11 protein-coding genes are annotated in these 13,743 nt (G+C 59.9%); 8 read left to right on the forward strand and 3 right to left on the reverse strand.

The window, feature by feature from the left end; all coding sequences use genetic code 11:
- The first annotated feature begins 252 nt into the window (after positions 1 to 252).
- Entirely contained in the window at positions 253 to 1,584 is a 1,332-nt protein-coding gene (locus tag BFP92_RS11105) for an IS110 family RNA-guided transposase (RefSeq protein ID WP_065911656.1), read from the forward strand.
- A gap of 87 nt (positions 1,585 to 1,671) precedes the next feature.
- Here BFP92_RS11105 and dnaQ read toward each other — a convergent pair whose 3' ends face one another.
- The 3 genes from dnaQ to BFP92_RS11120 all read right to left on the reverse strand — a co-directional run bounded on the left by dnaQ (position 1,672) and on the right by BFP92_RS11120 (position 3,735).
- Positions 1,672 to 2,412 (reverse strand): DNA polymerase III subunit epsilon, encoded by a 741-nt coding sequence (dnaQ, locus tag BFP92_RS11110; protein WP_163005484.1) that lies wholly within the window; start codon positions 2,410 to 2,412, stop codon positions 1,672 to 1,674.
- A 79-nt stretch (positions 2,413 to 2,491) separates the two neighbouring features.
- Positions 2,492 to 2,944, reverse strand: a complete 453-nt coding sequence (rnhA, locus tag BFP92_RS11115; RefSeq protein ID WP_003207474.1) for a ribonuclease HI — start codon at positions 2,942 to 2,944, stop codon at positions 2,492 to 2,494.
- 32 nt (positions 2,945 to 2,976) lie between these two features.
- A complete protein-coding gene (locus BFP92_RS11120) occupies positions 2,977 to 3,735 on the reverse strand; it encodes a class I SAM-dependent methyltransferase (RefSeq protein ID WP_017136933.1) in 759 nt (252 codons plus the stop codon).
- Positions 3,736 to 3,800: 65 nt separating this feature from the next.
- Here BFP92_RS11120 and gloB point away from each other — a divergent pair, with 65 nt between their 5' ends.
- The 7 genes from gloB (at position 3,801) to BFP92_RS11155 (ending at position 13,650) form a co-directional block, all read left to right on the forward strand.
- Positions 3,801 to 4,568 carry a hydroxyacylglutathione hydrolase gene (gene gloB / locus BFP92_RS11125; RefSeq protein WP_065929523.1) on the forward strand — a complete coding sequence of 256 codons (768 nt, stop codon included), beginning with the start codon at positions 3,801 to 3,803 and terminating at the stop codon, positions 4,566 to 4,568.
- Between the two features lie 98 nt (positions 4,569 to 4,666).
- Entirely contained in the window at positions 4,667 to 6,073 is a 1,407-nt protein-coding gene (locus BFP92_RS11130; RefSeq protein WP_056859491.1) for a transglycosylase SLT domain-containing protein, read from the forward strand.
- Between the two features lie 211 nt (positions 6,074 to 6,284).
- Positions 6,285 to 8,114, forward strand: a complete 1,830-nt coding sequence (locus BFP92_RS11135; RefSeq protein ID WP_065929524.1) for an extracellular solute-binding protein — start codon at positions 6,285 to 6,287, stop codon at positions 8,112 to 8,114.
- Positions 8,111 to 9,943, forward strand: a complete 1,833-nt coding sequence (locus BFP92_RS11140; RefSeq protein WP_065929525.1) for an extracellular solute-binding protein — start codon at positions 8,111 to 8,113, stop codon at positions 9,941 to 9,943. The genes BFP92_RS11135 and BFP92_RS11140 overlap by 4 nt, the downstream gene beginning before the upstream one ends.
- A complete protein-coding gene (locus BFP92_RS11145; protein WP_017136937.1) occupies positions 9,944 to 11,017 on the forward strand; it encodes a microcin C ABC transporter permease YejB in 1,074 nt (357 codons plus the stop codon). It begins immediately after the preceding gene.
- 1 nt (position 11,018) lies between these two features.
- The gene (locus BFP92_RS11150; RefSeq protein ID WP_065929526.1) at positions 11,019 to 12,038 is read left to right on the forward strand and encodes an ABC transporter permease; all 1,020 of its coding nucleotides are present in this window, start codon (positions 11,019 to 11,021) and stop codon (positions 12,036 to 12,038) included.
- Position 12,039: 1 nt separating this feature from the next.
- Positions 12,040 to 13,650, forward strand: a complete 1,611-nt coding sequence (locus BFP92_RS11155) for an ABC transporter ATP-binding protein (RefSeq protein ID WP_065929527.1) — start codon at positions 12,040 to 12,042, stop codon at positions 13,648 to 13,650.
- Positions 13,651 to 13,743: the final 93 nt, after the last annotated feature.

The following is a 13,743-nucleotide window of genomic DNA, read 5'->3' on the forward strand; positions in this document are numbered from 1 at the left end:
TGTGGGAGGACCCGCCACCTCTTCGATGTAGCGCTGTCGCGCATCAAACTGGTTCATCGTAAGGTTGAAGAACGCGGGCGGGGCAAAGGCCGTAACCAGCACTGGTGTGTCAGCACCCGAGTGGGAGAGTGGCCTGCACGGTATCGGCGTGGAGTCATTGTCGGCACAGCAAGCTGTGACCACGTATAAGAGAGTGAATCCGCTCGCCACCGTGTACCCCGCCCGCGTCATTCAATCCTGCGAGGAATTGTCATGACGCGCAAGAACCAAAAACGTTTTGAGGTCATCCACCCTGACTGCGCTGCCGTTGATGTTGGAGGCGGTGAACATTTGGCCGCCGTTGATCCGACCAAATGCGCTGACCCGGTTAAAAGGTTTTCAACCTTCACCGACGATTTGCACGCCATGGCCGACTGGTTTGAATCCATGGGCGTCAAGATGGTGGCGATGGAAGCAACCGGGGTTTATTGGATCCCGCTTTTTGAAATATTGGATAGAAGAGGTTTTAAGGTCTATCTGGTTAATTCGCGGGCAACGCGGCAGATAACCGGCCGAAAGTCCGATGTACTTGATTGCCAGTGGATCCTTCAGCTCATGACGCACGGCCTGCTGAGAGGCGCTTTTCGGCCCTCGGACGAAGTGTGCTCACTGCGTTCACTGGTCCGTCAGCGTAGTAATAAAGTTCGTGACCAAGCCAAAGCGCTTAATCGGATGCAAAAGGCGCTGGTCCAAATGAACATCCAGCTGGCTCAGGTCATCAGCAACATTGCCGGGGTGACGGGTATGAGCATTTTGCGAGCAATCGTTGAGGGCGAACGAGATCCAGAAGTGCTCGCCATGCTCAGAGACAAGCGTGTCAAAGCCGACCAGGCCACCGTCGCCCGTAGCTTGCGGGGTAATTGGCGAGCCGAGCATTTGCATGCGCTGAGCCAGGAATTGGCGGCTTATGATTTTCTGGAAAAGCAAATTGGTGAGTGCGACCAAGCCATTGCTCACGCACTGGAACGACTTCCAGTGCTTCAGGCGGATGTTGTCCCGCCCAGTAAAACACTGCGCAACCCACACCGCTCAAATGAGCAGCAACTGATTTTGCATCGCGCACTGAACAAGGTCATGGGCGTGGATTTGACCGCAATCCCAACCATAGGAATCGACACGGCTTTGGTTTTGGCCAGTGAATTGGGGGCGGATTTATCACGTTTTCCGACTTCGCAGCACTTCTGTTCGTGGTTAGGCCTCGCACCGCCGACGAGAATTTCGGGAGGAAAACCCCTTCCTGGAAAGACGGTGAAAGTGATTAATCGAGCTGCTCAAGCGCTGAAGCAAGCCGCCTCTATTGCACGTAACGACAAAAGTTTTATCGGTGCCAGCCACCGAGCGCGCCTGACCCGGATGGACACCTGTTGCGCGATTAAGGCGACAGCGCATCAACTGGCACGACTGATCTACGCGATGCTGACCAAAGGTCAGCCTTATGTTGAGAAAGGAATAGAGGAATTTGAAGAGCGTAGCCGGGACCGGCAACTGCGCGCCTTGGAGCGCAAGGCGCGAAAGTTGGGGTTGCAGCTGGTTAAAGCGGCTTGATTTTTAAGAGCAAAAACAATGAGTTATTTTTTGTTTGATAAGAGCTGGCTTGCCTGCTCCCACATGTTCAACCGTGCTCGACCGTGATTATTGCTGGGTCAGTTGCGACCACAACGCCGGCGCACCCGCCGACTTGGCAATCGCTTCCAAGCGCGCCGCATGCTCGGCCAGATCCTGCTCGCTGGCACGGATGATGGTGGTCGGCTTGCGATCGGCCGCCAAACGACGAATTTCCGAAGGCCGGTTGCCCGAGCCTTCCGCCGAGCCGCTGCCATCGGAAGCGTTACCGGCCAGGGACAGGCTGGTCTGGCCGCCGGTCATGGTCAGGTAAACGTCGGCAAGAATCTCGGAGTCGAGCAAGGCGCCGTGCAGTTCACGGCCGGAGTTGTCGACGCCATAACGTTTGCACAAGGCATCCAGGCTGTTGCGCTGGCCGGGGTGACGCTCACGGGCCATCATCAAGGTATCGAGGATCGAACAGTGCCGGGAGATATCCGCACGCTCGGTCTGCCCCATCAGGGCAAACTCGTTATTGATGAAGCCGACGTCGAACGCCGCGTTATGAATGATCAGCTGCGCGCCGTTGATGAACTCGAAAAACTCGTCCGCCACTTCAGCAAAGCGCGGCTTGCCCTTGAGGAATTCATCAGTGATACCGTGGACGCCAATCGCGCCCTCGTCACTGTCACGATCCGGTTGCAGGTAGACGTGAAAGTGACGCCCGGTGAGACGGCGACCCATCAATTCGACACAGCCGATTTCAATGATCCGGTGACCATCGGTCACCGGCATGCCGGTGGTTTCGGTATCGAGTACAACAGATCGGATGGCCATCAGGGTTCAGCTCTCAACGGTGGTGTGCAGTGTGGTGTGAATCAAGGGGCGCGATGTTAACACGTCAGCCGGCTCAGCTCTGTTTGTAGCCCCGCACTTCATCCACGCCACGATTGGCCAACTGGTCGGCGCGCTCGTTGCCAGGGTGGCCGATATGCCCGCGTACCCATTTCCAGGTGATGTTATGGCGATTGCATTGCTCATCGAGCAGTTGCCACAGGTCGGCATTCTTTACCGGCTCCTTGGCCGCGGTTTTCCAGCCGCGCTTCTTCCAGTTGACCATCCACTCGTTGATGCCCTTCATCACGTACTGCGAGTCGGTCACCAACAGCACGTCACAGCGACGCTTGAGTTCTTCCAGGCCGCGAATGGCGCCCATCAGCTCCATGCGGTTGTTGGTGGTGTTGGCTTCGCCGCCCCACAGTTCCTTCTCCACGCCTTTGCACACCAGCAACGCGCCCCAGCCGCCGGGGCCAGGGTTGCCCTTGCAGGCGCCATCGGTGAAGAGTTCTACGGTATCGGTCATCAGTTGCTCGGTCTTAAATCAAAAAGAGGGTTTTACGGTTCGCTTTGCTTGCGGTTGACCTTGGCCATCGGCATCGGCACCAGCTTGCCCATGGGCTGACGCGCGACCTGGCGCACCGGCCGCAGCCCGACCACGATCTTGCGCGCCACCAATAAATAGAAGCCGCCGCCCGACAGTTGCCAGGCACCCGCCCGGCGTTCCCAGCCGGCCAGACGACCTTGCCACTTGGCAGACGCAAGCGGCGGACGATAGCACCCGAAGCGGCGTTTCTCCAGCGCGAAGCCCAGCAGGTTCAACCAGTCGCCCACCCGCGACGGCGCGATGCAGCGCGCCTGGCGCAGGCCGTCATGGGCGAACACATGGCGCAGGCCCCAACTGCTCCAGGGGTTGATGCCGATAATCAGCAAATGGCCACCTGGGCGCACGCTGCTGGCAGCCTCGCGCAGCAAACCGTGGGGCGACAGGCAGAAATCCAGGCCATGCTGCAGCACCACCACGTCGGCGGCATGTTCGCTCAGCGGCCAGGCCTGTTCCTCGCACACGATCTCTACCCCAGGCAACGGCGCGCCCAGGCGCACATTGCGTTGCACCTGCGGCGCAGCGGGCGGCGTCTGGGCCGACGGGCCGTAGTGCACCAGGTAGCCACCAAAGAACCGGCCCAGCTCGTCTTCGAGCATGCGCCGCTCTTCATCCAGCAAAAATTGCCCGATCGGCCCGGACAGCCAATCACGGGCTGCGCTGATCAGGGCCAGCCATTCAGGATCAGCCTGGGCGAACGCTTTATCAGTCATTGCATTCTCCAACTCGCCTAGACGTTCTAAGATGCACCAATGTGTTCAGCTTGGCGAATCGAAGAATGATACAGATCAGTGCTCTGCCCGCCTTCACCGATAACTACATCTGGTTGTTACAAGACCCTGATACCCAACGCTGCGCCGTGGTCGACCCCGGCGATGCCGCGCCGGTGCTGGCCTGGCTCCAGCAAAACCCGGGGTACAGGCTCAGCGACATCCTGATCACCCACCACCACCATGATCATGTCGGCGGCGTCGAACAGCTCAAACAGGTCACCGGCGCCACGGTCTACGGCCCGGCGAACGAGAAGATCCCGGCACGCGACGTGGCCCTGCACGATAACGAGCGCATCAACGCACTCGGCTGGGACTTCGACGTTTATAGCGTGCCCGGCCATACCCTCGGCCATATCGCCTACTATCACCAGGGCGTGCTGTTTTGTGGCGACACCCTGTTTGCCGCCGGCTGCGGGCGCCTGTTCGAAGGCACCCCGGAACAAATGCACACCTCCCTTGAGCGCCTGGCGGCCCTGCCCGCCGACACGCTGGTGTACTGCACTCACGAGTACACGCAAAGTAACCTCACATTTGCCCAGGCCGTGGAGCCGGGCAACGCCGATATTGCCGAACGCGTCGAAAGCGTCAAGCAATTACGCGCCCGTGGCGAGATGACGCTGCCGTCCAACCTGGCCCTGGAAAAACGTACTAACCCTTTTCTGCGTACCGCCGAAACATCCGTTAAACAAAAAGCGGACGAACGGAATGGTCGCGACAACCGCACTGGGGCCGAGGTGTTTGCTAGCTTGAGGGCTTGGAAAGATAAGTTCTAAGCGGATGCAATCTGATACGGAATTTCTGAATGGTTGACCGGAACCAAAGCGCTTTCTAGAATCGCCCGACATTTTTGCCCGGAACTTACTTCCAGCCAATGTCGTCATCTATTCGTAAATCCATTTCTTCAGACGCATTGACCCGCCTGGCTCAAGCCGTGGCGGTGGCCGTTTCCGCGACTCTGGCGGGCTGCCAATCGACCAATTTCGCTGCACAATCCACCGTGCAACCCAAACCCAATCTTGCTGCCAAGATCAAGCAAAAACCTATTTGGCTCTCAGAGAAGCCTAGCCCCGAAGTGCCCCAGGATGTCTGGGAACGCATGCGCCGGGGCTTTCAATTGCAGGACGGCCTGGGTGTGAACCCGCGCATCGAGCAACAACGCTTGTGGTTCGCCAGCAACCCGTCCTTTTTAGAGAACGCCGGAGAACGCGGCAGCCTCTACATTCATTACATCGTCGAACGCCTCGAAGAACGCAATATGCCCCTGGAGCTGGCGCTGCTGCCAGTGATCGAAAGTGCCTACAACCCGATGGCCTATTCGCGCAGCGATGCGGTCGGCTTGTGGCAGTTCATCCCCTCCACCGGGCGCTACTTCAACCTGCGCCAGACCCGCGCCTACGACGGCCGCCGCGATATCACCGCCTCCACCACCGCCGCCCTGGACTATCTGACGCGTCTGCATGACATGTTCAACGGCGACTGGCTGCTGGCCCTGGCGGCCTACAACGCCGGCGAAGGCACGGTCAGCCGGGCCATCGAGCGCAATGAAAAGCTTGGCCTGCCCACCGATTACTGGAACCTGCCCCTGCCCCAGGAAACCAAGGACTACGTGCCCAAGTTCCTCGCGTTGTCCCAGGTGGTGCTGGCCCCCGAGGCCTACGGCGTCAACCTGAGCCCGATTGCCAACACGCCGTACTTCGAAGTCGTTGAAGTCAAGCAAAGCATGGACCTGTCCCGGGTTGCCGCGCTGGCCGAGATCGACGAAGACGAACTGTTCCAGCTCAACCCGGCCCTGAAACAACGCACCACCCTGGACGGCCCGCAGCATTTGCTCGTGCCCAGCTCCAAGGCGCAGTTGCTCACCAGCACCCTTTCGACGATGAAGCCGGAAGAGTTACTGGCAATGCGCCCGAAAAAGCAGGTGTTCGACGAAGTTGAGAGCACACGGGTGGCCGGGCGTACGCGCAACTACAAGGTGCGCAGCGGCGACAACCTCACGCTGATCGCCAAGGCGAACAAGGTCGATGTGCATGACCTGCAGCGCTGGAACAAGCTCAACGGCCAGGCCCTCAAGGTCGGCCAGACCCTGGTGATGCAGGACACTCGCAAACTGGTGGCCAGCAGCAAGAAGCCGGTGCAGTACAAGGTCAAGAAAGGCGACTCGCTGTACATCGTCGCCAAGCGCTTCAACGTGGAGATGCAACATCTCAAGCGTTGGAACCCGCGTACTGGCCAGGCACTCAAGCCAGGGCAGATGCTGGTGGTTTCTGGGCCGCGCTAACCCCTCAAGAACATTGGGGAGCAAATGTGGGAGCGGGCTTGCTCGCGAAAGCGGTGGCACATTCAACGTCTCTGTTGACTGACACACTGCATTCGCGAGCAAGCCCGCTCCCACATTGGATCTCCAGTGGTTTCAGCCACCTTTTTCCAACCGGAACAAGCTGTTACTGTACCGATCATAAAGCCCAAGCCGCCTGGATCGGATCTCTGACTTGAAGCGTCCCCTCCTTCTACTAATAAGTCTGGCCTTGAGCTTTGCTGCGAACGCGACGATTACCGAGAGCCACGGTTACACGCAGTTCGGCACGCTCAAGTACCCGGCCAAATTCACCCACTTCGATTGGGTAAACCCTGCAGCGCCCAAAGGTGGGACCTTGCGGGTCATGGCATTTGGCACCTTCGACACCCTCAACCCCTACACCTTCAAGGGCACCAGCCCGGTTTCCACGCCCAATTTCCTGCAATACGGCGTCAACGAGCTGAACGAGCCGCTGATGGTCGGCACCGGCCAGTATGCGCCGTCCGGTGACGAACCCACCTCCAGCTACGGGCTGATTGCCCAATCGGTGGAGTACAGCGAGGACCGCAGCTGGGTGGTGTTCAACCTGCGCCCCGAAGCGCGTTTCCATGATGGCAAGCCGATCACCGCCTATGACGTGGCGTTTTCCTATCGCACTCTGCTCACCGAAGGCCACCCGCAGTACCGCACCAACCTGCAGGAAGTCGCACGGGTCGACATCCTCAACCGCCATCGCATCCGTTTTGTGTTCAAGCGCGCCGGCAACCCACTGCTGATCCTGCGTCTGGGCGAACTGCCGGTACTGCCCCAGCATTACTGGAAGAACCGCGATTTCAAGGCCACCACCTTCGAGCCGCCCCTGGGCAGCGGGCCGTATCGCATCACCAAAGTCACCCCAGGCCGCCAACTGGTGTTCGAGCGGGTCAAGGATTACTGGGGCAAAGACCTGCCGGTCAACCAGGGTTTCTACAACTACGACAAGGTCGAAGTGGAGTTCTACCGCGACAGCGATGTGGCCTTCGAAGCCTTCAAGGCCGGTGAATTCGATATCTATATCGAACACCAGGCCAAGAACTGGGCCACCGGCTACAACTTTCCGGCGGTCAACCGCGGCGACGTGATCAAGGCGCAGATCGCCCACCAGATCCCGACCCAGAGCCAGGGCCTGTTCATGAACACGCGGCGGCCGACCTTCAGCCAGACCAAGGTGCGTGAGGCGCTGGGGCTGATGTTCGATTTTGAATGGACCAACCGCACGCTGTTCAGCAACGCCTATAAACGCACGCTCAGTTACTACCCCAACAGCGAGTTTGCTGCGACGGGTGTGCCGGTGGGGCATGAATGGCTGATGCTCTCGCCCTACCGCGATCAGTTGCCGCCCAACCTGTTCACTCAAGCCTTCAGCCTGCCGCAGACCGACGGGCGGGGCATTCCGCGCGAGACCATGCGCCGCGCCCTGGGGTTGCTCGGCGAAGCCGGCTGGAAACTCTCCGACCAGCGCCTGCTGGACAGTAAGGGCCAACCGCTGCGCTTCGAGATCCTGCTGGTCAACCCGAACCTTGAACGCATCCTGCAGCCCTACGTCGAGAACCTCAAAAGCATCGGCATCGACGCGCGACTGCGCACCGTTGACCGCGCGCAATACAAACAGCGTCTGGATCAGTTCGACTACGACATGGTCCTGATCACCCTCAACCAGACCTTGAGCCCCGGCCTTGAGCAGTGGCAGTACTTCCACTCCAGCCAGGCGGCCATCAAGGGCAGCAAAAACTACGCCGGCATCACCAACCCGGTGGTCGATCACCTGCTCGACCAACTGCTGGCGGCGCAGACCCGCGAAGAACAATTGGCCGCCGGCCGCGCCCTCGACCGGGTGCTGCTGTGGCAGCACTACAGTATTCCCAACTGGTACCTCAACTATCATCGCTTGGCGTACCGCAACCGGTTCGCCTTTGTCACCACGCCGCCCTACAGCCTGGGCCTGAGCGCATGGTGGCTGAAAGCTTCGGAGAAAGCCCAATGATGAATTTGCGCACCGCCCTGTTTGGCGCGCTGTTAGCGTGCGGCGCGGCCAACGCCGCGCCGCAACATGCGCTGACCCTGTACAGCGAGCCACCCAAGTACCCCGCCGACTTCAAGCATTTCGACTATGTAAACCCCGATGCGCCCAAGGGCGGCACCTTCCGTGAATCGAGCATGGGCGGCTTCGACAGCCTCAACCCCTACATCAGCAAGGGCGTACCTGCGGACAACCTGCCGCTGATCTACGACACCCTGGCCATGCAAAGCCTGGACGAGCCCGTCACCGAGTACGGCCTGGTGGCCGGCAAGATCGAAAAGGCTCCGGATAACAGTTGGGTGCGCTTCTACCTGCGCCCCGAAGCGCGCTTTCATGATGGCCACCCGATCCGTGCCGAAGACGTGGTGTTTACCTTCCAGGCGCTGATCAAGGACGGTTCGCCGCTCTACCGCAACTACTACGCCGACGTCGACGAAGTGGTCGCCGAAGACCCGCTGCGCGTGCTGTTCAAGTTCAAGCGCACCAATAACCGTGAACTACCGCTGATCCTCGGCCAACTGCCGGTATTGCCCAAGCATTGGTGGGCAACGCGCGACTTTGCCAAGGGCAACCTGGAAATACCGCTGGGCAGCGGCCCGTACAAGGTCGCCGAGGTCAAACCGGGGCGCATGGTGCGCTATGAGCGGGTCAAGGATTACTGGGCCAAGGACTTACCGGTGGCCAAGGGGTTCTACAACTTCGATAACCGCATCACCGACTACTACCGTGACAGCACCGTGGCCCTGGAAGCCTTGAAAGCCGGGCAGTTCGACTATTGGCTGGAGTTCAGCGCCAAAAACTGGGCCAACGCCTACAACATTCCGGCCGTGGCCCAGGGCCGGTTGATCAAGGAAGAAATTCCCAACGGCAACCCCACCGGCATGCAGGGGTTTGTGTTCAATACGCGCAAACCGATGTTCCAGGATGTGCGGGTACGCAAGGCCATCAGCCTGCTGCTGGATTTCGAGTGGAGCAACAAACAGCTGTTCAATGGCGCCTACACCCGCACCCGCAGCTACTTCGAAAACTCGGAGATGGCTGCCACCGGACTGCCCGGCCCGGCGGAAACCGCCATCCTGGCGCCGTTTCGCGACAAGCTCCCCGCCGAAGTCTTTACCCAAGCCTTCGAGCCGGCCAAAACCGACGGCAGCGGCATGATCCGCACCCAGCAGCGTGAGGCTTACCAGCTGTTGCAGGAGGCTGGCTGGAAGATCGTCGACGACAAGATGGTCGACACCACCGGCAAGCCGGTAAACATCGAGTTTCTGTTGACCCAGACCGATTTCGAACGGGTACTGCTGCCCTTCAAGCGCAACCTGGCAGACCTTGGGATCAACCTGGTGATCCGCCGCGTTGACGTTTCGCAATACATCAACCGCCTGCGTTCACGGGACTTCGACATGCTGGTGGGCAGCTTTCCGCAGTCCACCTCGCCAGGTAACGAGCAGCGCGAATTCTGGTCGTCCGCCGCCGCCGACAAATCCGGCAGCCGCAACTACATGGGCCTCAAGGACCCGGTGGTCGACCAGCTCGTCGAAGAACTGATCAACGCCGACTCGCGCCAAAGTCTGGTCGACCATGCCAGGGCGCTGGATCGGGTCTTGCAGTTTGGCTACTACGTGATTCCCAACTGGCACATCAAGACTTACCGCGTGGCGTACTGGGATCACTTGGGCCACCCCAAAGTCCCGCCACGTTACGACGTCGGCACGGCCACCTGGTGGGCCAAACCTGAAGTCAAACCTGCCGTCGACACTGTCCAGAGCGCCGATCCGGCGAGCGGAGGCGATTAAATGCTGGCCTATATTGTTCGCCGCCTGTTGCTGATCATCCCCACACTGTTCGGGATCCTGCTGATCAACTTCATCATCATCCAGGCCGCCCCCGGTGGCCCGGTCGAGCAGATGATCGCCAAACTCGAAGGGTTCGACGGCGCCACCAGCCGTATTGCCGGTGGCGGCGCCGAGGTCTCGGTGGCCGGTTCCAGCTACCGCGGCGCCCAGGGCCTGGACCCGGCGCTGATCAAGGAAATCGAAAAGATGTACGGCTTCGACAAGTCGGCGCCGGAACGCTTGTGGATCATGGTCAAGAACTATGCACGACTGGATTTTGGCGACAGCTTCTTTCGCGACGCCAAGGTCATCGACCTGATCAAGGAAAAGATGCCGGTGTCCATCTCCCTCGGGTTATGGAGCACGCTGATCATGTACCTGGTGTCGATCCCGCTGGGCATCGCCAAGGCCACGCGGCACGGCAGCCACTTTGACGTGTGGACCAGTTCGGCGATCATCGTCGGCTATGCCATCCCGGCGTTTTTGTTCGCGATCCTGCTGATCGTGGTGTTTGCCGGCGGCAGTTACCTGGACTGGTTCCCCTTGCGCGGGCTGACCTCCAACAACTTCGAGGAACTGAGCTTAGGCGGCAAGATCCTCGATTATTTCTGGCACCTGGCCCTGCCCGTCACGGCGTTGGTGATCGGTAACTTCGCAACCATGACCCTGCTGACCAAAAACAGCTTCCTCGACGAAATCAACAAACAGTATGTGGTCACCGCCAAAGCCAAGGGCCTGACCAACCACCGCGTGCTTTACGGCCATGTGTTTCGTAACGCCATGCTGCTGGTGATTGCCGGTTTCCCCTCGGCGTTTATCGGGATCTTCTTCACCGGCTCGTTGCTGGTGGAAGTGATCTTTTCCCTCGACGGCCTGGGCCTGATGAGCTTTGAAGCGGCAATCAACCGCGATTACCCGGTGGTGTTCGGCACGTTGTTTATCTTCACCCTGCTGGGGCTGATCGTAAAACTGATCGGTGACCTCACCTACACCCTGGTCGATCCGCGTATCGACTTCGCCAGCCGGGAGCATTGAGATGAACCTGTCCCCCCTCAATCGCCGCCGGTTCGAGCGCTTCAAGGCCAACAAACGTGGCTGGTGGTCGCTGTGGCTGTTCCTGATTCTGTTCGTGCTGAGCCTGGGCGCCGAGTTGATCGCCAACGACAAACCGCTGGCAGTCCATTACGACGGTGGCTGGTATTTCCCGGCGCTCAAGCGCTACCCGGAGACCACCTTCGGCGGCGAATTCCCGCTGGAAGCCAACTACAAGAGCCCGTATATCCGGGAACTGCTCAAGGCCAAGGATGCCTGGACGCTGTGGGCGCCCATCCCGTTCAGCTACCAGAGCATCAACTACGACCTGAAAGTCCCTGCGCCAGCGCCGCCGTCTTCGGTGAACCTGCTGGGCACCGATGACCAGGGCCGCGATGTGCTGGCGCGGGTGATCTACGGCTTTCGCGTGTCGGTGCTGTTTGCCCTGACGCTGACCGTGCTCAGCTCGATCATCGGCGTCATCGCCGGCGCCTTGCAGGGTTTCTATGGCGGCTGGGTCGACCTGGCCGGCCAGCGTTTCCTGGAGATCTGGTCGGGCCTGCCGGTGCTGTACCTGCTGATCATCCTCGCCAGCTTTGTGCAGCCCAACTTCTGGTGGCTGCTGGGCATCATGTTGCTGTTTTCGTGGATGAGCCTGGTGGACGTGGTGCGCGCCGAGTTCCTGCGCGGGCGCAACCTGGAATACGTGCGCGCCGCCCGAGCCCTGGGCATGCAGAACGGCGCGATCATGTTCCGGCATATCCTGCCCAATGCCATGGTCTCGACCATGACCTTCATGCCGTTCATCCTTACCGGCGCCATCGGCACCCTCACCGCCCTGGACTTCCTTGGCTTTGGCCTGCCAGCCGGTTCGCCGTCCCTGGGCGAACTGGTGGCCCAGGGCAAATCCAACCTGCAAGCGCCGTGGCTGGGCATGAGTGCCTTTGCCGTGCTGGCGATCATGTTGAGTTTGCTGGTGTTTATCGGCGAGTCCGCTCGCGATGCCTTCGACCCGAGGAAATGAGATGAACCAGGACAATCTGATCGAAGTCCGCGACCTCTGCGTCGAATTCGTCACCGGCGAAAATCACCACCGCGTGGTCAACCACGTCAGCTTCGATATCAAGCGCGGCGAAACCCTGGCGCTGGTGGGTGAAAGCGGCTCGGGCAAATCGGTGACCGCCCACTCGATCCTGCGTCTGCTGCCCTACCCGCTGGCTCGGCACCCGGCCGGCACCATCAGTTACTCCGGGCATGATCTGCTGACCCTCAAAGAGAAAACCATCCGGCATATTCGCGGCAACCGCATTGCGATGATCTTTCAGGAGCCGATGACCTCGCTGAACCCGCTGCACTCCATCGAAAAGCAGATCAACGAAGTGCTCGGCCTGCACAAGGGCCTCACCGGCAAAGTCGCGACCCGACGCACCCTGGAACTGCTTGAACTGGTGGGCATCCCCGAGCCGCACAAACGCCTCAAAGCCCTGCCCCACGAACTCTCCGGCGGCCAGCGCCAGCGGGTGATGATCGCCATGGCCCTGGCCAACGAGCCCGAACTGCTGATCGCCGACGAGCCGACCACGGCCCTCGACGTCACCGTGCAATTGAAGATCCTGGAACTGCTCAAAGAGCTGCAGGCCCGGCTGGGCATGGCATTGCTGCTGATCAGCCATGACCTGAACCTGGTGCGGCGCATTGCCCACCGCGTGTGTGTGATGCAGCAGGGTTGCATCGTTGAACAGGCTGATTGCGAGACACTGTTTCAGTCGCCCCAGCACCCCTACACCCAGGAACTGTTGGCGGCGGAACCCAGCGGCGGGCCAGCCAGTAACGAGGTCGGGCCGCCCCTCTTGGAAGTCGACGACCTGAAGGTCTGGTTTCCGATCAAAAAGGGCTTTTTGCGCAACACCGTCGATTACGTCAAGGCGGTGGACGGCATCAACTTCAGCCTGCCCCAGGGCCAGACGCTGGGCATCGTCGGTGAAAGCGGCTCGGGCAAATCCACCCTGGGCCTGGCGATTTTGCGTTTGATCGCCAGCAAAGGCGGGATTCGCTTTGAAGGCCAGCAACTTGACCGCCTGACTCAGCAACAGGTGCGCCCGCTGCGTCGGGAAATGCAGGTGGTGTTTCAAGACCCGTTCGGCAGCTTGAGCCCGCGGATGTGTGTGAGTGAGATTGTGGGTGAAGGCTTACGTATTCATAAGATGGGTACGCCGGCCGAGCAGGAAGTGGCGATTATTGCAGCGCTCAAGGAAGTGGGCCTGGACCCGGAGTCGCGGCATCGTTACCCCCATGAGTTTTCCGGCGGGCAACGTCAACGCATCGCCATCGCCCGTGCCTTGGTGCTCAAGCCCCGCTTGATACTGCTCGATGAACCGACATCCGCGCTGGACCGCACGGTGCAGCGGCAAGTGGTGGAGTTGCTGCGGGGCTTGCAGGCCAAATACAACCTGACCTACCTGTTTATCAGCCATGATTTGGCGGTGGTGAAGGCGTTGAGTCACCAGTTGATGGTGGTCAAGCAGGGGCAAGTGGTGGAACAGGGCGACGCGGCGGGGATCTTTGCGGATCCGCAGCATGCTTATACGCGGCAGTTGTTGGAAGCTGCGTTTTTGGTGCCTGCTGGTGTGGTTTGATCGTGTACATATCCGTTATTAGGTAACGGATATGTACTCAATCAACCCAACCCACCCCCACCACAAGATGGAACTTTGCCAACAAAAAACCAC

It is taken from the genome of Pseudomonas sp. 58 R 3, from assembly GCF_900006605.1.
Taxonomy (GTDB): Bacteria; Pseudomonadota; Gammaproteobacteria; order Pseudomonadales; family Pseudomonadaceae; genus Aquipseudomonas; species Aquipseudomonas salomonii.